Annotated in this window: 23 protein-coding genes; 2 read left to right on the forward strand and 21 right to left on the reverse strand. The window is 40.2% G+C overall.

Translation table 11 applies throughout. From position 1 onward, the window contains the following. Positions 1 to 30 precede the first annotated feature (30 nt). From argR to BO15_RS0110510, 17 genes are all read right to left on the reverse strand, one after another. Positions 31 to 483, reverse strand: coding sequence for an arginine repressor (gene argR, locus BO15_RS0110430; protein WP_033154264.1), 453 nt, complete (start codon positions 481 to 483; stop codon positions 31 to 33). Then, positions 484 to 1329 carry an NAD(+)/NADH kinase gene (locus BO15_RS0110435; RefSeq protein ID WP_033154265.1) on the reverse strand — a complete coding sequence of 282 codons (846 nt, stop codon included), beginning with the start codon at positions 1327 to 1329 and terminating at the stop codon, positions 484 to 486. Continuing rightward, positions 1329 to 2126, reverse strand: a complete 798-nt coding sequence (locus tag BO15_RS0110440; RefSeq protein ID WP_033154266.1) for a TlyA family RNA methyltransferase — start codon at positions 2124 to 2126, stop codon at positions 1329 to 1331. The genes BO15_RS0110435 and BO15_RS0110440 overlap by 1 nt, the downstream gene beginning before the upstream one ends. 4 nt (positions 2127 to 2130) lie before the next feature. Then, complete coding sequence (dxs, locus tag BO15_RS0110445) at positions 2131 to 3987, reverse strand: 1-deoxy-D-xylulose-5-phosphate synthase (protein WP_033154267.1); 1857 nt, start codon at positions 3985 to 3987, stop codon at positions 2131 to 2133. Positions 3988 to 3995: 8 nt separating this feature from the next. After that, positions 3996 to 4889: a polyprenyl synthetase family protein gene (locus BO15_RS0110450; protein WP_033154268.1), complete on the reverse strand. Its 894-nt coding sequence runs from the start codon at positions 4887 to 4889 to the stop codon at positions 3996 to 3998. A gap of 1 nt (position 4890) precedes the next feature. Next, on the reverse strand, positions 4891 to 5121 hold the full coding sequence (gene xseB / locus BO15_RS0110455; RefSeq protein WP_033154269.1) for an exodeoxyribonuclease VII small subunit: 231 nt from the start codon (positions 5119 to 5121) through the stop codon (positions 4891 to 4893). Between the two features lie 8 nt (positions 5122 to 5129). Next, positions 5130 to 6338: an exodeoxyribonuclease VII large subunit gene (gene xseA, locus BO15_RS0110460; protein WP_033154270.1), complete on the reverse strand. Its 1209-nt coding sequence runs from the start codon at positions 6336 to 6338 to the stop codon at positions 5130 to 5132. Continuing rightward, on the reverse strand, positions 6338 to 6760 hold the full coding sequence (gene nusB, locus BO15_RS0110465; RefSeq protein ID WP_033154271.1) for a transcription antitermination factor NusB: 423 nt from the start codon (positions 6758 to 6760) through the stop codon (positions 6338 to 6340). Before nusB ends, xseA begins: the two co-directional genes overlap by 1 nt. 107 nt (positions 6761 to 6867) lie before the next feature. Continuing rightward, entirely contained in the window at positions 6868 to 7245 is a 378-nt protein-coding gene (locus tag BO15_RS0110470) for an Asp23/Gls24 family envelope stress response protein (RefSeq protein ID WP_033154272.1), read from the reverse strand. Between the two features lie 41 nt (positions 7246 to 7286). Further along, positions 7287 to 8006, reverse strand: coding sequence for a 5'/3'-nucleotidase SurE (surE, locus tag BO15_RS0110475; RefSeq protein ID WP_033154273.1), 720 nt, complete (start codon positions 8004 to 8006; stop codon positions 7287 to 7289). A 63-nt stretch (positions 8007 to 8069) separates the two neighbouring features. After that, entirely contained in the window at positions 8070 to 8564 is a 495-nt protein-coding gene (gene queF / locus BO15_RS0110480) for a preQ(1) synthase (protein ID WP_033154274.1), read from the reverse strand. A 14-nt stretch (positions 8565 to 8578) separates the two neighbouring features. Then, positions 8579 to 9265, reverse strand: a complete 687-nt coding sequence (gene queC, locus BO15_RS0110485) for a 7-cyano-7-deazaguanine synthase QueC (RefSeq protein ID WP_033154275.1) — start codon at positions 9263 to 9265, stop codon at positions 8579 to 8581. An 11-nt stretch (positions 9266 to 9276) separates the two neighbouring features. Further along, positions 9277 to 9849 (reverse strand): GTP cyclohydrolase I FolE, encoded by a 573-nt coding sequence (folE, locus tag BO15_RS0110490; protein WP_033154276.1) that lies wholly within the window; start codon positions 9847 to 9849, stop codon positions 9277 to 9279. A 12-nt stretch (positions 9850 to 9861) separates the two neighbouring features. Further along, positions 9862 to 10530 (reverse strand): putative 7-carboxy-7-deazaguanine synthase QueE, encoded by a 669-nt coding sequence (gene queE, locus BO15_RS0110495; protein WP_033154277.1) that lies wholly within the window; start codon positions 10528 to 10530, stop codon positions 9862 to 9864. A gap of 8 nt (positions 10531 to 10538) precedes the next feature. Then, positions 10539 to 10958: a 6-pyruvoyl trahydropterin synthase family protein gene (locus BO15_RS0110500; RefSeq protein ID WP_033154278.1), complete on the reverse strand. Its 420-nt coding sequence runs from the start codon at positions 10956 to 10958 to the stop codon at positions 10539 to 10541. A 193-nt stretch (positions 10959 to 11151) separates the two neighbouring features. After that, a complete protein-coding gene (locus tag BO15_RS0110505) occupies positions 11152 to 11910 on the reverse strand; it encodes an SDR family NAD(P)-dependent oxidoreductase (protein WP_033154279.1) in 759 nt (252 codons plus the stop codon). Positions 11911 to 11921: 11 nt separating this feature from the next. Continuing rightward, entirely contained in the window at positions 11922 to 12950 is a 1029-nt protein-coding gene (locus BO15_RS0110510) for a glycoside hydrolase family 5 protein (protein WP_033154280.1), read from the reverse strand. A gap of 185 nt (positions 12951 to 13135) precedes the next feature. Here BO15_RS0110510 and BO15_RS0110515 point away from each other — a divergent pair, with 185 nt between their 5' ends. Then, a complete protein-coding gene (locus BO15_RS0110515; protein WP_081828640.1) occupies positions 13136 to 13543 on the forward strand; it encodes an SHOCT domain-containing protein in 408 nt (135 codons plus the stop codon). Between the two features lie 48 nt (positions 13544 to 13591). On the opposite strand, the gene BO15_RS0110520 is transcribed toward BO15_RS0110515, so the two are convergent. From BO15_RS0110520 to BO15_RS0110535, 4 genes are all read right to left on the reverse strand, one after another. After that, the gene (locus tag BO15_RS0110520) at positions 13592 to 14704 is read right to left on the reverse strand and encodes a hypothetical protein (RefSeq protein ID WP_033154281.1); all 1113 of its coding nucleotides are present in this window, start codon (positions 14702 to 14704) and stop codon (positions 13592 to 13594) included. Between the two features lie 159 nt (positions 14705 to 14863). Next, on the reverse strand, positions 14864 to 15814 hold the full coding sequence (locus BO15_RS0110525; protein ID WP_033154282.1) for a DnaJ domain-containing protein: 951 nt from the start codon (positions 15812 to 15814) through the stop codon (positions 14864 to 14866). Positions 15815 to 16162: 348 nt separating this feature from the next. Next, on the reverse strand, positions 16163 to 17101 hold the full coding sequence (locus tag BO15_RS0110530; protein WP_330372040.1) for an IS3 family transposase: 939 nt from the start codon (positions 17099 to 17101) through the stop codon (positions 16163 to 16165). Beyond that, complete coding sequence (locus BO15_RS0110535) at positions 17035 to 17409, reverse strand: hypothetical protein (protein WP_033152125.1); 375 nt, start codon at positions 17407 to 17409, stop codon at positions 17035 to 17037. The genes BO15_RS0110530 and BO15_RS0110535 overlap by 67 nt, the downstream gene beginning before the upstream one ends. 844 nt (positions 17410 to 18253) lie before the next feature. On the opposite strand from BO15_RS0110535, the gene BO15_RS0110540 reads away from it, so the two are divergent. Continuing rightward, positions 18254 to 18640, forward strand: coding sequence for a DUF1284 domain-containing protein (locus BO15_RS0110540; protein WP_033154283.1), 387 nt, complete (start codon positions 18254 to 18256; stop codon positions 18638 to 18640). The last annotated feature ends 85 nt before the right edge of the window (positions 18641 to 18725 follow it).

The following is an 18725-nucleotide window of genomic DNA, read 5'->3' on the forward strand; positions in this document are numbered from 1 at the left end:
TCTGTGTAAAAGGATCCTTGCACCAACCTTTTATTTCTCGATGATTCGTTTTAGTTTCCCCATTAAAACGACAGTATCATCAATGCTTCTGACAGCGCACATAATAGTATCGTCACCTGCTATTGAGCCAACTATTTCTGCAAAATCCATATGGTCCAAAGCTGCCGCAACAGCCATAGCCATACCTGAAACAGTCTTGATAACTAAAATATTCTGAGCGTTGTCCATTGAAACAAAACCATCCAAGAAAATACGAATATACTTTTCATTCATATCATCCTCGGTAGTCTTGTAAGCAACGTAACGTAGCTTTCCAGCTGCATCGGCAACCTTTGTAAGCTTCATTTCGCGTATATCTCTGGAAACTGTAGCCTGTGTGGCGTTAAATCCAGCTTCCTCAAGGCGAGCTGTAAGCTCCTCCTGAGTTCCTATTTCATTTTTTACTATTAACTCTAGTATCTTTGCCTGTCTTTCAATCTTCATTTAAATCTCCTGCATCCTAGCTCGAATACGTTCCAAGAAATTAACGTTTTCTAACATAACCATGTTGGATGTAATCTTTGAACGATGGATTTTTAAAACCTCACCCTTTTTGAGAGTTTGTCTAAGAGTTCCATCGTAAATAATGTTTGCTTTTGGTTCGTCCTCTTCATGACGAGCCTCTATACTAACTTCAACCTCATCATTTGAGGCCAAAATAATGCTTCGTGAATTAAGTGTATGAGGGTTGATTGGTGTCAAAACAATGCAATCTGCATGAGGGCTAACAATAGGGCCGTTGGCAGAAAGATTATAAGCAGTTGAGCCTGTAGGTGTGGAAACAATAAGTCCATCACAATTGTGGGAATACAGCTGAATTCCATTTACCTTTACTGTAAGGTTTAACACATAAAGCCCTGCAGCATCAGATGCAACTACAATATCATTTAACGCTCTAAAACGATTGTCCTCATCACTAGAACAATCACCCTCAAGCATCATTCTCTCATCAATCTTATAATTGTCGCTAAGTAATTGATCCAAGCAGTGCTCTACATTATCAACAGTCATATCACAAAGATAGCCCAAATGGCCGCAGTTAAGACCAACGATAGGAATCTTTCGATTTGTAACATTCTGGGCAACTCTAACTACTGTTCCATCGCCACCGACAGTAATGATACATTCAATATTATCACCAACAGTTACCTGTGTTTCAGAGCTGTCTGGGCAAGTGTCCAGATCAAGAATGCACATTCCGCCATGTGCAGAAATGTAATCACGAATAATGTTGATGTATTTTTCATGTAAATCACTAAAAGACCTTGCAACAATTAAGAAATTCTTCATTATTTGTCTAAGCTACCATGTGCAGCTGCTACTGTTGCAGCAACATCAATAGCATCCCCCTGTTTTTCCTGTGTTGATATATGAATGAGGTATTCTATGTTTCCTTCTGGTCCCTTGATTGGGGAATATTCCAAATGAAGAACATAAAAACCAATTTCTTTTACAAAATCAATAATTGTATTAATAACTTCTTCGTGAACAGCTGGATCACGGACAACGCCCTTCTTTCCAACCTTTTCACGTCCAGCTTCAAACTGTGGCTTGATGAGGCAAACCATTTCTGCATCATCCTTAAGAAGTGCCTTTGCTGGGCCAAGTACCTTTGTAAGACTGATAAATGATACATCAACTGAAGCGAAATCAAGCTGCTCGCCGATGTCCTCTACAGTGACATATCTGATGTTTGTCTTTTCCATGCAAACAACTCTAGGATCCTGACGAAGCTTCCAAGCGAACTGTCCATATCCAACATCTACAGAGAATACCTTTGTAGCTCCATTTTGAAGCATGCAATCAGTAAATCCACCAGTGGATGCGCCGATATCCATACAAACCTTTCCATCTAAGGAAATATCAAAGTGAGTCATAGCCTTTTCAAGTTTGAGACCTCCACGGCTAACGTATTTCAGCTGCTGTCCGTGGATTTCGATATCTGCATCTACATCTATTTTAGTGCCTGCTTTATCCTCTCTGTTTCCTTTAACGAAAACATTACCTTCCATAATCATGGTTTTGGCTTTTTCACGAGAAGGAGCAAACCCTCTATCTACTAATACTATATCAAGTCTTTCTTTCATATTACTATCCTAATTTTTCTAAAATACGATTTGTAATGGACTCAGCATCCATGCCAAGCTCCTTAAACAAAAGTGTAACACTGCCATGTCTAACAAACTCATCTGGAACAGCAATCTTAAGAACCTGACCATTATAGCCATTATCATCAAGATAAGCCTGAACCTGCTGACCGAATCCGCCAGTGATAACGTTTTCTTCCAATGTAACAATTAAATCGTATTCGTTTTTGATTTTATCAAGATAAGCCTGGTCAAGTGGCTTTGCAAATCTGGCATTGCAGATACCAGCATCGATTCCCTGGGCCTTTAGAAGCTCTTCCACTTCCTCTGCCTTTTTCACCATGGAACCAAGCGCAAAAAGCATTACCTTTGAACCTGCTTTTATCTCCTCGGATTTACCAAGGACGATTTCAGCTCTGTGCTCCTTTAATCCGCAGTATGCTTCACCTCTAGGATATCTAATGGCGATTGGGCCATCGTAAGCCACTGCAAATTTCATCATATCTGAAAGCTCCCATTTGTTCTTTGGAGCCATCACTGTCATATTGGGCATAGCTGTAAGGAATGAAACATCAAATATACCCTGATGTGTGCTACCGTCTGCACCAACAAGACCTGCTCTATCAATTGCAAAAATCACATGAAGATTTTGCAAGCAAACATCCTCAAGGATTTGATCATATGCACGCTGTAAGAATGATGAATATACAGCAAATACAGGAATGCGACCGCCAAGTGCTAAGCCAGCCGCAAATGTAACCGCATGCTCTTCTGCAATTCCCACATCGAAGAATCGGTCTGGGAACATATTTCTGAAACGCTTTAATCCAGCGCCCTCAGCCATAGCTGCTGTAATAGCTACAACCTCTGGGTTGCGATCTCCCATCTTACGCATTACAGTGGAGAATACATCTGTGTAACCAGGATTTGGATTGCGTTTTGGAAGTCCTGTCTCGATTTCGAAAATATCGGTACCATGGAATCTGGATGGATGACGCTCCGCAGGCTCATAACCATTACCCTTTTTAGTAATAACGTGAACAAGCACTGGGCCGTTGATACCCATAGCCATATTGAATGTCTCCATCATCGCCTTAATATCGTGGCCATCAACTGGGCCAAGATACATGATTCCTAAATCCTCAAAAACCATGTTAGGAACCATCAAAGACTTGATACCATTTTTTGTGCTACGAATCTTTCTGATGATGCGCTCACCATTTGGCCAACTTTCCAAAGATGAAAGTACGTTATTTTTAAGGCCTACGTATTTTGAGCTAGTACGAAGACGCTCAAGATTTGTAGACATACCACCTACATTTTTAGAGATGGACATTTCATTATCATTAAGAACGATAAGGAAGTTGGACTTCTTTAAACGAGAAGCATTATTCAAAGCTTCGTAAGCAAGTCCACCAGTAAGAGCTCCATCACCAATAACGGCGCAAACTTTATAGTCATCACCTGCCAAATCCCTTGCCATGCAATAACCTAAAGCTGCAGAAAGAGATGTGGAACTGTGACCTGTATCAAAACTGTCGCAAGGGCTCTCAACTCTTTTAGGGAATCCACTGATTCCGCCGTACTGACGGAGATGATCAAATTCATTTGCTCTGCCAGTAAGAATTTTGTGGGTGTATGCCTGATGACCTACATCCCAAACAAGCTTATCCTTTGGGAAATCAAGAAGCATATGAAGAGCAATTGTGAGTTCTACAGTTCCAAGATTGGAAGCCAAATGACCACCAGTCTTTGAAAGATGCTCAATAAGAAAGCTTCTGATTTCAGCTGGAAGTGCCTGTATTTCTTCCTCTGTTAAATTCTTTATATCATTAGGTTGCTTTATTTTTTCAAGAACCATAATCTATCTTAATTGTCTCTGTAGACAAGGTATTTAAGTAGCTCATTTAAAAACTCGTTGTGATTGTCTAAGCTATTAAGTTCCTCAACCGCCTCATCTGTAAGACGCTTTACCTCTTCCTTGGATTTTTCTATACCTGCAAATGTAACGTAAGTACATTTTTCATTTTTCTCATCTGAACCAATTGGCTTACCAAGCTTTGCTTCATCTCCTTCGATATCAAGGATATCGTCCTGAATTTGGAAAGCCATGCCGATTTTACCGGCAACTCGTTCAACAAGAGAAACCTGATCCTCGCTGGCCCCTGCTAAAACAGCACCTATCATCATAGATGCCTCAATCAAAGCACCAGTCTTAAGCTCGTAGATGAAATGAAGCCTGTCTTCTGTCATTTCCAATTGCTTCTTTTCTGCTTCTACATCTACAACCTGGCCACCTATCATACCAAATACGCCGGCTTTTCTGGCCAGAATACGCATTGCCTCAGTAACTCTAACTACGTCTACATCTGCATCATAAGCATTTAATGCAGTCTCGAAAGCATAGTTTAAAAGAGCATCTCCTGCAAGTATGCCCATTGCCTCACCGTATGCCACATGCACCGTAGGCTTTCCACGACGAAGCTCATCATTATCCATAGCTGGTAAGTCATCGTGAATCAACGAATATGTATGAATCATTTCAATGGCAGCCATAAATGGCTCGATAACATCGCCACTACCACCGAAAAGCTGAAATGTCTCGTTCATAAGGATTGGACGCAGACGTTTACCACCTGCTGTTACCCCATATTCCATGGCATCAAATATAATGCCCTGTAAACCCTCTACATCTGGCAAAAATCTGCACACAACATCCTGTGCTGATTCTGCCCTAACACTAAGTTCGTTTTTAATGTCCATTTTACTCAACCCCCTCAAACACCTCAAGACCGCCATCTTTGCTGATTGCCATGACAGCTTTCTTTGTCTGTTCTATTTTAGAATTAGCTTTTTGAAGCTCTTCCATTCCACTTTTATACAAAGCAAAGGATTCATCCAAAGTAACATCTGCTGATTCCATCTTTGTGATAATCTCATCGAGAGCCTGAAAGCTTTCTTCGATTGTTGTCTCTTTTATTTCTTTTTCTGCCATACGTGCTCCTATTTATCCTTGGAAATGCTGGTGATTTGACTCTCCAGCATACCATCCTTTACTCTGATACTAAGGCTATCTCCAATGGAAAGATTTGATACGCTATCAACCTTTTTTCCATCTGGGCCTGTCACATAACCAAAACCGGAAGCCAATCGCTTGGTTGGAGAAAGACCATCCAATCTACCTGAAGCTGCTATCAAACGGCTTTCGTAGCGTTCTATTTTTGCATTCATCAGACTATTAAGCCTATCGTACAAGTGGTTAAGCTTGTCCTGATTTGCCTTGATTTTGTTCTCTGGCCTGAGAGATTGTAATCGTAATTTGTAATTCTCAAGCTGAGCTGTGATGGATGAAAGCTTAAAATCCAATGTGCTGTTAAGTCTGTCAGAATACCTTTCGCAAGTCCTTGCAAAATCCTCGTAAACAAAATTTGCAAGCTCTGCAGCCTGAGAAGGCGTTGCTGCTCTTTTATCTGCAACAAAGTCTGCAATAGTAAAATCCGTTTCGTGGCCAACGGCAGATATGATTGGTGTGTTGGCTTTGAAAATAGCTCGTGCTACCGGCTCCTCATTGAAGGCCCAAAGGTCTTCGATGGAACCACCACCACGACCTAGGATGATAACATCCAGATTCATCTCATCCAGACAATTGATTCCAGAGATGATGGAAGGCACTGCCCCCTCACCCTGAACCTGTGCTGGATAAAGAATCAATTCTACAAAAGGATTTCGTGTCTTTGATACACGGATGATATCGTGAACAGCCGCTCCTGTAGGAGCTGTGATGATACCGATTCTCATGGCATGACTTGGAATAGGCTTTTTGTACATAGCATCAAACATTCCGCTTTCCTCAAGCTCCTGCTTTAATGCTTCGAAACGCTGATATAAATCGCCAACTCCCGCCAGCTCTATCTCGTTTGCATACACTTGATATCTGCCAGCCGCTGCGTAGATTCCAACATATCCGGTAACCACTATTTGGTCGCCATCCTTCATGTTGAACTTCAGCCCCTTTGCTCGCTTGCCAGCAAACATTACACATGAAATAGATGATTTATCATCCTTCAAAGTAAAATATATGTGTCCTGTATGATTGTATTTGCAATTAGAAACCTCCCCTGATAAGGAAAGGTTTCCAAGCATAAAATCATCAGAAAACATACGCTCAATATATGTATTTATCTGAGATACACTATATACATTTTTATTCATTATACTAATTTAGCAAGTGCTCCATTAACGAATCCTGCAGAAGAATCCGTACCGAATTCATCAGCAAGTGAAACTGCCTCATTGATAGCAACACCAACAGGAAGATTCTCGAATTTGATTTCGTATAAAGCAAGTCTGATAAGTGTTAAATCAACCTTTGCCATACGTGATGTCTTCCAGCCGTCAACTGACTTGTTGATGAGCTCGTCGATTTCTGGAATCTTAGCAATGATATCCTCAGACTTTGTCTTGATGTATTCCTCATCCTCAGCTGTCTTGTTGTTTTTAGCAAGATCCTCTGCCTCTGCATTGTCACGGCCGCCAAGGAATGTGCTGATTACGCTATCCATTTCCTCTGTATCATGAAACTCATTCATAAATACAGCCTTAAAAACTTCTTTTCTAATTTCATGTCTATTCATAAATACAAACTCCTGAAAATCTAATAGTTTAGACTAATATAGGGTGCTACTTAAAATAGCACCCCATAATTATACATTAATATGCATAAAAAATAAATAAATCCTAATTAATTGTTTGCTGCAACGCTAACAGTTGCGATACGAATATCTACAGCTGTAACCTCAAGACCTGTCATAGTCTCAACTGCTGACTTAACCTTTTCCTGAACCATGCCTGAAACCTTTGGGATTTCGTAGCCATACTTCATATTGATAGCCATGTGTACTGAGATTTTGCCTGGCTCGCTGTCTACTACTCTGATAGCCTTTGCAAGCTTTCCCTGACCTGCCTTTGAAATAGTTTCAGCTGTAAGGTTGCCTGCAAGTGACTCAACGCCATCAACCTCAACTGCACCAAGGCCAGCGATAATACCAACAACCTCTTCAGAGATGTTTACACCGCCATCGCCATTAATATTTATAACAAAATTCTTGTTCTCTGCCATATCTGCCTCCTAAAAATCATAGAAAAACTATCGTAATTATATCAATAACCTACATTATTTACAACCCCGACAGACACATAGTTATTAAGGATTGCATCAAAGTCAGTGCCCTCCTCTGCAACCGGTGTATAGCAGCCATTTACCATGTATCTGACGCCGCCATCATCAAGGTTTTCCACCACATCATAGGAGTCTTTATAAAACATTCCTCGGGAAACTTTTCTGTCGTATAAAATACCCCCACAATCTGATAATTCGCATCCTGGGAAGTTGACATTATGAATCATTCCTGGAGCAAGTGGCTCCGCCAAAAGCTTCTTTAAAACCTGCTTTATATATTTGTCAGTTACCTGATGGCAATCACAAGCTCCTTCCGAAAGAGCTATTGCGTGATACCCTTGGAAGGCTCCCTCAAAGGCTGCTCCGCAGGTAGCTGAATACTGAATATCCGAAGCACAATTGTATCCAAAATTAATTCCTGAAAGAATCACATCGGGGCGCTCAGGCATAACGCTCAATCCGCCAACTCTAACGCAATCTCCTGGTGTTCCACTGCAAGAATATGCAAAAACACCCTCTACAGGAAATTCCTCACATGGGTAAACATCAATGGAATTATGAAGGGAAATGCTGTGGCTTGCTGCACTTCTTTGGCTTTCAGGTGCAACCACCCAAACCTCACCAAACTCCTTAGCTGCTCTGGCCAAACGAATAATTCCATCTGAATTTATACCGTCGTCATTTGTAATTAATATTCTCATAAAAATCTCCCAGAAATAAAATAAAGACAGACTATCTGTCTGCCTTTAAATTTATCATATTTATTATCTGTTATCTACTTTTTCTGGATACATATCATGATTGAAAAGTCTGTCCTCTGCAACCTTTTCCCACTTAGTTCCTGGCTTACCGTAGTTGCAATATGGGTCGATAGAGATTCCTCCTCTTGGAGTGAACTTACCCCAAACTTCGATGTACTTAGGATCCATAAGCTTTATTAAATCCTTCATGATGATGTTTACGCAATCCTCATGGAAATCACCGTGATTTCTGAAGCTGAATAAGTAAAGCTTTAATGACTTGCTCTCTACCATCTTTTCACCTGGCACATAAGAGATGATGATGTTTGCAAAATCTGGCTGGCCAGTGATTGGACAAAGTGATGTAAACTCTGGGCAGTTGAATTTTACAAAATAGTCATTCTCAGGATGCTTATTAATGAATGTCTGAAGCATCTCTGGTGCGTAGTTGTCTGGGTATACGTTATTTTTATTTCCTAAAAGTGTAAGTGTTCCTTCTTCTTTTCTGCTATCTGTCATAGTAGACCTCCTAATTAATTCTCATACTCAATCGGATCTTTGATTCCATTTAATTCAAAGGCTGCAATTCTGTCGATACATGTACCGCATTTTCCGCATGCCTTGTCATGGCCTTCATAGCATGACCATGTGAGTTCATAAGGAACTCCAAGCTCCATGCCAACCTTTACAACACCAGCTTTATTCTTATTGATAAACGGTGCCTCGATTGAAAGCTGCTTTCCACTTCCTTCGTAGATTGCTGTGTTCATAGCGTTGTTGAAATCGCTTGAGCAATCCGGATATGCGTTACCAGCTGCATCATCAGCATGAGCACCATAATAGATTTTCGAGCACCCCTTAGAAAGTGCAATTGCTGCAGCGCTAGAAAGGAACAATCCATTTCTGAAAGGCACATAGGTGCTTACTGGCTTGCCATCTGTCTTTTCAAGCTGTTTGTCATATGACTCCTCTGGGATTTCTCCGTCAGAATGCTGAAGCAATGTGCAATCGCTGAACTGGAACATTGTAGATAAATCAAGTGTGATATGCTCCACTTTGTAGTATTCGCAAACATCATCCGCTGCTTTGATTTCCTTATCGTGACGCTGACCATAGAAAATAGAAAGTCCCACCACGTTTTCATGTCCATATTCTTTTACTGCCAAGGCAAGACAAGTTGTGCTGTCCAAGCCTCCGCTAACAAGTACTAAAGCTTTCATTTCAATTCTCCTTATAATAATCTCTGAAGTAAATCTCTGTCAGTCTTGAAACGACCTCTTAATGTCTGTGTATGGGTCTTTGCACTGGCATTTTTAATTCCTCTGGCAGTCATGCAACTATGACTTGCCTCAATAAATACTGCTACATCCTCAGAGCCTGTAACCATCTGGATGATTTCTGCAATATCGTTGCCGATACGTTCCTGAAGCTGAAGACGCTTCGCAGCCATATCAGCAATACGTGCGATTTTTGAAAGACCGATGACCTTGCCCTTTGGAATGTAGGCAACGCTTACTTTCATATCGTACATAAGCGCAAGATGATGCTCGCAATATGAGAAAACTTCGATGTCCTTTACAAAAACAAGATCCTGATTTGTTTCATCGTAATAATCCTCATCAAAGGTCTTGTTGAACATCTCTGCAATCTGTTCATTTGTGTAATTCATGCCCTCAAAAACTTCTTCGTACATGCGAGCAACTCTATCAGGAGTCTCCTTAAGTCCTGCTCTTTCAGGGTCATCACCAAGGGCAATAATAATATTTCTAATGCTTTCTTTAATAAGCTCTTTATTTATAGCCATGATTTACCTCTCTTAAACACCTCGTTTATTTGGATCCCAAATGAATTTGTGAAGTTGTAACTGCAATCTTATATCATTTCTTTTGTGGTCAATCAGATAATCAACCATGTCTGCTGGCTCAATTCGTCCAAACACAGGACTTATCAAGCAAGTACATTTATCGGAAATACGATAATCATCAACAATCTCACAAACCTTATCAAGTTCACTTACATCAGAACAAACAAACTTGACTGTGTCCTTTGCTGTAAGAACATCAAAGTTTGAAAGAAGCATTTTATCTTCCATTCCCGAACCTGCCAACTTGTAATCAAGAGTGAATGCTGGCGGATTATCTATACAAGCAAATGGATGTATATCAACACTTCCATTTGTTTCTATCTCAACAAAAATATCAGGGTTGGCAGCAAAGGCCTTTAACAAATCAATAACATGTGGCGAAAGAAGTGGCTCACCGCCTGTAAGAGTAACACGCTTCACTCCAGTAGAGATGACGTAGTCCACAATCTGTGTTTCTGTCATTTCCTCTGCAGGAGCATCTGCTGTACAAGCCCATCTGGTGTCACAATAGCTACAGCTAAGATTGCAGCCACGAAGCCTGATGAACACTGCAAGCTCACCGGCATGCTGACCTTCACCGTTTATGCTTACGAATTTTTCTACTACATTAAATACCGACATAACTCCTCCTACTTGCTATAGCTTGCGCAGTTGTTTGGAGTTTCATATACAGTCACTTCAGCAACCTCAAAGCCGTATTCCTCAAACTTCTCATAAAAATACTTTGAAAAGTTTTCTGCTGTAGGTCTGAAAGGAACCACTCTCATAAGGAAGTTTTCCTCATTGAGAGCTGCAACAGTTGTCTCCTTTAGTGATCCTTCTTCATATATAAATGTGTGATCAAAGAAATCTGTCTCTTTTTTGAGAGCATTTTTTACATCACCAAAATCTACAACCATGCCGCGCTGCTGACCCTCAGCCTGAAGCTCGCTAGCCTTTATTTTTAGAATCACTCTCCAGCGATGACCATGAAGATTAGAACACTTGCCTTCGTAGCCGGCCAAAAAATGAGCGCCGTCGAATGATGCTTCTGCAGTTAAATAATACATTGATTTCCTCCGGAAACAGGACCTGATTTTCTCAAAAAGAAAAGGCTGTAGATGCGCACCCACAGCCTAATTGATTTCATAAAGAAAAAATTAGTCCTGGTTTTGTTTAGGGACAGGATGGTACAAACGAACTGTCCTATTTAATTTTTAAAGCCTCTGTATGATAAACCCATACTTGAAAAAATGCAACCCTTTAGCCAAGTTTCTTTTTCTGCTGATGGCCTGTAAGCTTAACAAGGATTGGAATTGGAAGCAAATGCTGGAAAGCCATGGCAAGTCTCATGCCAAAGCCTGGCACGATAATTGTTTTACCTCTATCCATTCCCTTAAGTGCTTCAGCCACACATTTTTCAGGGCTGATTCCCTTCAATGCAAAAACTACATCTGCTCTGTCATTGAACTCAGTATCTACTGGCCCTGGGCAAAGAGCCGAAACCTTTACCTTTGAGCCTTTTTCCTTGAGCTCTACTGCAACAGCGCGAGTAAGACTTGTGACATATGCCTTGCTTGCGTAGTAGCCAGCCATGTATGGACCTCCTGGAAGGAGCCCCGCTGATGAAGCTACATTTAAAATCTGACCAGCACCATCTGCATCCATCTTTTGAAGAATTCCCTTAAAAAGAATGTGCATTGCAACATCATTGACCTTTATCATAGAAACTTCTCTATCAATATCTGTTTCAAGGAATGAGCCTGCCACGCCAAAGCCTGCATTATTGATAAATACATCAATACGCTCCTCCTTAAGCTTATCAAGAAGGGCGAAGCATTCCTTTTTCTTGCTAAGGTCGCCAGAGATTATTTCCACAGGAACATTTACCTGCTCTGCTAGTTCATTAAGTCGCTCTACTCTTCGTCCTGTGACAATCAATCTGTAGCCCCTGTCTGCAAGTCGCTTTGCAAACTCAAGGCCGATTCCCGATGTTGCTCCTGTAATAAGTGCTGTTTTCATTGAGCCTCCTATTAAATCATTTTCAAAATATCGTCTCTAACGGAAGCCATGTGTTCATCTTCGATACCAAAATCCATCTGTCTGAAACTCCATGCTGCACGGCCGATGCCATACTCATCGAAGCACTTGCAAATCATTTCGTACCATTTCTTACTATCCTCTGGAGATGCAAGATTGATTACGCCAAACTCTCCACAATAAAGAGCCACGTTTCTTTCATCTGCCACACGAACGGCTTCCTTCACTAAGTCTCTAAAGAACTCTATTCCAATTTTATCATTCTCGTTGTAAGAATCAAAGTTAATAGTGAAGCCTTCAAGATTGTTTCGAGTATTCTGCTTGTACTCCTTGTATGTAACATCAAATGGCATTCTGAAATCATTGTCCATTGTTGGAATCCAATGTGCTCCCTGATGTGTGAATATCAGTGGCTCATAGCAATGGAAATTGTATACAATGTTTTCATCATAAGGTGGCGCAATGTCCTTAAGGGATTCGATTGCGTTGTTGTAATATCCGCCGATGAGAATCTTGATGTCTGGAGCATACTTTCTGATACGCTCTACACATGTACGTGAAATTCTATTCCATGTATCACAGTATTCTTTTTCAGTAACTTCGTTAAGAAGCTCAAAGCTGAGGCGGTCAGAATATTTGCCAAATCTCTTTGCAAACTCTTCCCAAAGAAGATAGAAACGCTCCTGATAATCCTCGTTTTCAAAGAAGCCTGTCTCTGCCTCACCTGCATCAAAGCTGAAGCCTGCTGTTTTGTGCAAATCAAGAACCATATTCAGGCCATTTTTGCCAGCCCAGTCGATTGCATTTTGGATGTACTGGAAGCCCTCTTCCTTATAGTCTCCTGCGCCACGTTCTACAAGCTCGTAATCCACAGGAACTCTGAAATGGTCCATGCCCCATTTCTTGATTGTTTCGATATCTGATTCGTGAATAAATGAATCATAGTGCTCCTTTGTGTGAACGCACTGAGACAGCCAACCTCCCAAGTTAATTCCATGGATGTAACCATCAAATTTTCTCATAATATCCTTCTCCTTAATATGTTATTAAACTAGTTATATTCTAATAAATGGTGAGATTTTCGTAAACGTTTAAGTAGTTGAAAAAGGAATATTTTTAGATTGATAAAAATTTTAAATTATTACTGACGCAACATACAAAGAGTGATACAATAATTGACAGATATTTTAAATTAGGGAGGAAAGATATGAGTAATTTTTCAGCAGCAGAAGAAATCCAAAAGTATAAGGATTTGCTTGACCAGGGAGTTATCACAGAGGAAGAATTCCAGCAGAAAAAAGCTGATTTGCTTAATGCAACACCTATCACAACAAGCTCATCAGCTAGCATGAGCGCACACACAACAGGTATTGTTGCATATCTTACATGGATTGGATTCTTAATCGCAGTTCTTGTAGGTGATCGTGAGGGAGCTAAGTTCCACATCAATCAAGCTCTTGTAATCAACCTCTTCTTCTTCGCATGTGCTATTCCAGTACTTGGATGGGTTTGGTGGATTGTTATGGTTGTTCTTTGGATTATGGCATTAGTTGGTGCTTGCAATGACGAAGAAAAACCAGTTCCTATTCTTGGTGGAATTAAGATTCTTAACTAAAACAAAAAGGGTACGTACATTAAAGTACGTACCCTTAATTTTTATCATTTATAAATCTGATAAAGCCTTAAACTCAAGGTCTGTGTAATCCTCTGATGCAGCTTCTCTATCATTGAATTCATCCTCGGTAACATTTTCCCATTCATCTTCTGTATAACTTATAAACCAAGGCTGATCTTCATTTGTATAAGCATCGATTTTGGTTCCCCATTGATACATCAGTTCAGAAGAGTTTGGCTCCATGCAATATACAAGCTTTCCATTTTCAAGTGCACCGCTTGAATACTCATTCACAATCATACCTTCACTGTAAACATAGAATCGATTGCGGGCTGTTCCAGTAGCCACATGAGCAGGTGCTCCATCCACCATTGTGTAGATATCGTAGATTGAACCTCTAAGCTCGTCATCAACAAGTGTTCCAACGAACAATTCGTCCACACCATCTTTATCAGTATCATAGTAAGCAATTCCGATACCTGATGCACCATCAGTCAGCGAAATGCTATAGAATTCTGGGCTCATATTGTTATCTTCGAATTTCGATGCATCCCATCCCTCATCAAGAGCTGTCTGGTATTTTGCAACTACATCGCCATAAAGATCTTCACCCTTTGTGCCGGCTAAGTATTCAAAAGTTGCACCATTGACGCCTGTCATGTTAGCAACAACATCCTCTGCTGTATTGTATAGCTTTTCGAAGTCCTCTGGCATCTCAGTGTACTTTTCAAAGTCCCACTGAACTTCAGTTGCATATCCTAATACAACCTCGTATTGCTTTCCATCTGCATCAGTAAGTTCACCCTTTTTCATGTAGGGACCACCGTAGAACTCTGGTGGCATCTCTCTAGCCCATATCGTATATGCCATACCATTAAAGCCAGCATCTTTTGATTCTTTGTGGTAAAGAGTAATCTGCTGATCTTCAACTTCTGACTCATATACGCCTTCAAGCTCAGCAGGCATTGTAATTGAAAACAGTGAACTTGAAAGAACCTCTCCTGTTTCAGCCACTGCGGCATCATCCTCTGTTGTTTGTGTCTCTGCTGATTCCACCTCCCCTGCAGTTTCAGTATCAACACTATTATCAGTATTGTTTGCTCCACAAGCTGAAAGTAATAACATCGAACAAGTCAGTATAGTAAATACCTTATTTTTCATATTATTTCTCCTCATTTATTTAGCATTGTGTACATCATTTATAACATAATAGCACAACAAAAATCTCATGCTAGGGGTATAAGTAAAAGTTCACTATTATTTCATAGATTTTTGTTTTTCTGATAGTTTGCGTATATGGGCTAATGCATTTACGATATGTTAGAAACCTTCGTGAGCATACTTTTCTAGCAAATCTCTAATCTGATTGTTTGTGCTTTCAATTTCAGATGTTTCTGTTGGCAACACTCTAATCCAAAGGTCTATATCAGCATACTTATTTCCTCGTCGATTCCTCTGAACACTGTCTGCCACAATCATTTTCACCTGTGCTTTCTTCTGCTCAAAAAGCGGGATAACTACATAGTAAAGCCTGTCATCTTTGAAGCTAAGATATCCAACTATCTCTCCTGCTTTATTTCTTAGATACAATCTGTGGTTTGAAACCCCTGCAGGATAAAGCACGCTGCCTACCTTTGGCGTGGTGACTCCAGATTCCAGCTCTATCATGGCATTTACTTTATATGAATCTGCATCCACAAGTGCCAGTTCATTCAAAGTCAACGTGCTATCTATAAACTGGCCTGTCAGCAAGTAAGCGAGATCCGCCAGGTATTTTTGTTTTATTATCTCTGGCAATTCAAAGAACAAGGATGGTCTGGCATTATCAAGTAGCTCCTTGCTTGTTTCATAAAGGCTTTTCAAAAACATGGAAAACTCTTCGTCCTTTGTCCATATGTATTTGCCTCTGGCAATCTCGATAGTGCCTAAGTTATTCCCTTCGAAATCCTCCACCTCATGTAGTATGGGCCTAGCACAGAAGGCATTCTTGTTTTCCTTTGCGGACCAAGGCCTGTGCTGTGGGCGAGATGTTCTTTTCGTGGCGCTGCGATTCGATTTGTTGCTTTGTTTTCCAGAATTGGTTGCGCTGTCGGCATAATCCTTCATAATCAGCTCATAGGCTGTGTTTATTTTCGCCGCCAGCTTACTATCATCAGAATCGCTATTATCCGGATGATGCTCATGCATCAGCTTTCTATATTTCTTTTTTATTTCGCGCTTATCCTCGCTGCCATCCAGCCCCAGGATTTTACGCGCTTGGCTTTTGTTCATTTGTTGCTCCTGTTGTTCCGTAATATATTGAACCAATTATAAAAGATATTCTAATTCATTACTTTATAAATGAACATCTTTTGTTTCAACCTGCTAGACACATCATATCTGCCAAGTTATTTCAGTCAAGGGCAAGCCTTTGGAGCTTCGCTCCCTTGACTTCATAACTTTTGGCAGATACATGTTAGTCAAGCAGGCTTGAAACTGGAATTGTGGCGAAGCCACTGTTCTACTTAACCGAGCTGAGACACGCGGATTTGTTCTTTCAGTATTTTCGCGTGTCACTTTTGTAGGCCTCAGACACGCGAATTAGCTTTAACTGCACTAGTCAAGCAAAAGTAGACAGGTTTACGTGTTTTTACACATAGTTTCTCCACTGTAATACTCTCGATACTGTTTTGGAGTCAGATAACTCAGAGAGTAGGCAGGGCGTTCTTCATTGAAGAACACTATGTAGCTGGCAATGTCTTTTTCAATAGTGGCATTGCTTGTTATATGTAGATCACTAAATATCTCTGCCTTAATCCAACCATTAATCGCTTCCATAGCAGCATTATCAGTAGGAGTTCCCGCACGGGACATAGAGTGAATTATGTTATAAAGTGGCAGTATTTCATTAAAGTTTTTAGATGCATAAACGGACCCTTGGTCGGTATGCAGAATCATCTGAAGGTCAGGGTATTGAGATTTGATATTTATAAGCTCATTAAGGCCGCTGATATACGTTCGTCTATCTCCACGCTTTGATGACAATGAATAAGTAAGAATCTCATTGTTCCATAAATCCATATAAAGTGTTAGCTCATAGTAAACTCCACCAAGACAGAATGCGGTCATATCGCTTACAACACATTCCATTGGACCATTGATATTCATGCCACTTAATAAAAGATTTGGAAATACTTTGTATGGATCTCCTGGCTTTTTGTATCTATAATGCTTTGCAATACTTGTTATCCCAGCCGCTTTACATATCCTGTGAGCGCGTTGATCAGACATAATGAGACCTGTATCAAGTCTTATTTTTGCATTAAGCCAACGGTATCCGTGAGATGGATACTTAGCATGATATTCTTTGAACACAAGCATGTCACTGACAAATGATTTCATTTTGTCAGAAGGATGCTCAAGGCGCTTTTTCCACTTGTAAAAGCCACTACGGTTAACATCAAGTACCTTACATAAATGTTTTACAGGGAACTTGCCAGACAGTTCAAAAATTATTTCGTATTCTTGTTGTTTAAAGAAATGAACTCCTTGTCTACACCAACTCCTTTCACTTCGTATCCTTTTTTTGCTCGCAGTTCATTTGCTTTGGCTTTGATAAGTTCATCAATAAGTTCTTCTTTAGACATTGCCATATATGCATCAATATCAGCCTCTTTGGAAGAAAGCTCAGTTATATTGCTGCATTTAGATTTTTTTCCATTGATTGTTGTAGATGTAGGAACCCCAATGGATTCTTTATAAGCTCTGATGCTTGTATCCAGAAAAGTTCCTTTACAACCATATTTTTCCATTGCCTCCGCTCTGGTTAATTCATGGTTATAAATCTGGCGTCCTATGTCTAATTTTTGTTCTTTAGAGTATCGCATATAGCACCTCACTGTCTTTGATTATGTAAACAAGAATACTTTTATAAATAGATGTTACCTTTATAAAATACAGATGTCTACATAATGCGTGTAGTGTCTACTTTTACGTTACCACTTCATAACTTCGATTCCGCGTGTCAAGTTTCCACTTTCCAAACACGACGTTTTACATTTTCTCTCTTTTGGCGTGTCTTTTCTTCCTCTACCAGACACGCGGATTCTCATTTTTTCTATTTCCGCGTGTTTTTCTCTCTTCTGTTAGACACGCGTTTTCATTATTTTCACTTTTCCGCGTGCTTTTCACCCTTCTAGAAGACACGCAGATTTTCACTTTTCCTACTTTCGCGTGTCGCTGGTCCCTTGCTCCGACACGAAGATTCCTCTATACTCCATTTCTTCGTGTCGAAAATCTCTACCTTCGACACGTAAATTACTTAAATACTCTTTTTTTCGTGTCTACATACTCTTTTTTTGACCCGAAAATTCCAGGCTTTATCAATTCTTCGTGTCTTTCCGATCTTTTTCAGACACGAAAATCTCAGGATTTCACAATTCTTCGTGTCTTTCTGCTTTTTTGTAGACACGAAGATTCAGCCTTTTCTATATTCTTCGTGTCCAAGACCCTTCACCGGTACTAGTGGCTTTGCCACAGTCCCAGTTTCAAACCTGCTTGACTACCTCATATCAGTCAAAGGAACAGGGTCAAGAGGCGAAGCGCCGAAGGCCTTGATGCTGGGCCTTAGACTGATATGCTGTGGCGTTGCAGGTTGAAAGAACAAAAAAGGCAATTCTGCCAAAGCCTTAACATTGTGCTATACTAGAAATCCTAAAGGGAGGAGGCATCATGAGCAAAATACTTAGACCACACCATGGAATGTGCTTTCAATTCTATGAGGGAAAGGGATATAGCGAGGATTTCACTGATCATATGGGGCGCATCATTTATGAGATGGAGGATGATCCAGCTCAGCTGATTACGCTGAAGGTTGAGACTGATATAGTCTGCAAGAACTGTCCTAATAACGAATCTGGCATTTGTACTTCACAGGATAAAGTTCGTAAATACGATAATGCTGTGCTAGAGACATGTGGCATAGAAAATGGTACAGAGATGACATACCAGGACTTCATTTCAACTGTAAAAACAAAGATAATTGATACTGGTCTCAGAACCAAGATTTGTGGTGACTGCGAATGGAATTACATCTGTGAGAAATCCAATAAAGCATAGATTTTTGTTTTTCATCAGAAAAACAGAAATCGTAAATACCAAGAAAATAGATTCATCTATTTTCTTGTCCTGCAAAGCAGGATTC

The sequence above is a fragment of the Pseudobutyrivibrio ruminis HUN009 genome (genome assembly GCF_000703005.1).
Classification (GTDB): Bacteria; Bacillota; Clostridia; order Lachnospirales; family Lachnospiraceae; genus Pseudobutyrivibrio; species Pseudobutyrivibrio ruminis_A.

Coding starts and splice junctions, on each gene's coding strand:
- BO15_RS0110470 (WP_033154272.1), bottom strand. CDS start 7,245: ATGGCAGAGAACAAGAATTTTGTTATAAATATTAATGGCGATGGCGGT.
- queF (WP_033154274.1), bottom strand. CDS start 8,564: ATGACAGATAGCAGAAAAGAAGAAGGAACACTTACACTTTTAGGAAAT.
- BO15_RS0110525 (WP_033154282.1), bottom strand. CDS start 15,814: ATGAACAAAAGCCAAGCGCGTAAAATCCTGGGGCTGGATGGCAGCGAG.
- xseB (WP_033154269.1), bottom strand. CDS start 5,121: ATGGCAGAAAAAGAAATAAAAGAGACAACAATCGAAGAAAGCTTTCAG.
- BO15_RS0110450 (WP_033154268.1), bottom strand. CDS start 4,889: ATGGACATTAAAAACGAACTTAGTGTTAGGGCAGAATCAGCACAGGAT.
- xseA (WP_033154270.1), bottom strand. CDS start 6,338: ATGAATAAAAATGTATATAGTGTATCTCAGATAAATACATATATTGAG.
- surE (WP_033154273.1), bottom strand. CDS start 8,006: ATGAGAATATTAATTACAAATGACGACGGTATAAATTCAGATGGAATT.
- queE (WP_033154277.1), bottom strand. CDS start 10,530: ATGTCGGTATTTAATGTAGTAGAAAAATTCGTAAGCATAAACGGTGAA.
- nusB (WP_033154271.1), bottom strand. CDS start 6,760: ATGAATAGACATGAAATTAGAAAAGAAGTTTTTAAGGCTGTATTTATG.
- BO15_RS0110515 (WP_081828640.1), top strand. CDS start 13,136: ATGAGTAATTTTTCAGCAGCAGAAGAAATCCAAAAGTATAAGGATTTG.
- BO15_RS0110505 (WP_033154279.1), bottom strand. CDS start 11,910: ATGAAAACAGCACTTATTACAGGAGCAACATCGGGAATCGGCCTTGAG.
- dxs (WP_033154267.1), bottom strand. CDS start 3,987: ATGGTTCTTGAAAAAATAAAGCAACCTAATGATATAAAGAATTTAACA.
- queC (WP_033154275.1), bottom strand. CDS start 9,265: ATGAAAGCTTTAGTACTTGTTAGCGGAGGCTTGGACAGCACAACTTGT.
- BO15_RS0110440 (WP_033154266.1), bottom strand. CDS start 2,126: ATGAAAGAAAGACTTGATATAGTATTAGTAGATAGAGGGTTTGCTCCT.
- BO15_RS0110510 (WP_033154280.1), bottom strand. CDS start 12,950: ATGAGAAAATTTGATGGTTACATCCATGGAATTAACTTGGGAGGTTGG.
- BO15_RS0110520 (WP_033154281.1), bottom strand. CDS start 14,704: ATGAAAAATAAGGTATTTACTATACTGACTTGTTCGATGTTATTACTT.
- argR (WP_033154264.1), bottom strand. CDS start 483: ATGAAGATTGAAAGACAGGCAAAGATACTAGAGTTAATAGTAAAAAAT.
- BO15_RS0110535 (WP_033152125.1), bottom strand. CDS start 17,409: ATGCGATACTCTAAAGAACAAAAATTAGACATAGGACGCCAGATTTAT.
- BO15_RS0110540 (WP_033154283.1), top strand. CDS start 18,254: ATGAGCAAAATACTTAGACCACACCATGGAATGTGCTTTCAATTCTAT.
- BO15_RS0110435 (WP_033154265.1), bottom strand. CDS start 1,329: ATGAAGAATTTCTTAATTGTTGCAAGGTCTTTTAGTGATTTACATGAA.
- BO15_RS0110500 (WP_033154278.1), bottom strand. CDS start 10,958: ATGTATTATTTAACTGCAGAAGCATCATTCGACGGCGCTCATTTTTTG.
- folE (WP_033154276.1), bottom strand. CDS start 9,849: ATGGCTATAAATAAAGAGCTTATTAAAGAAAGCATTAGAAATATTATT.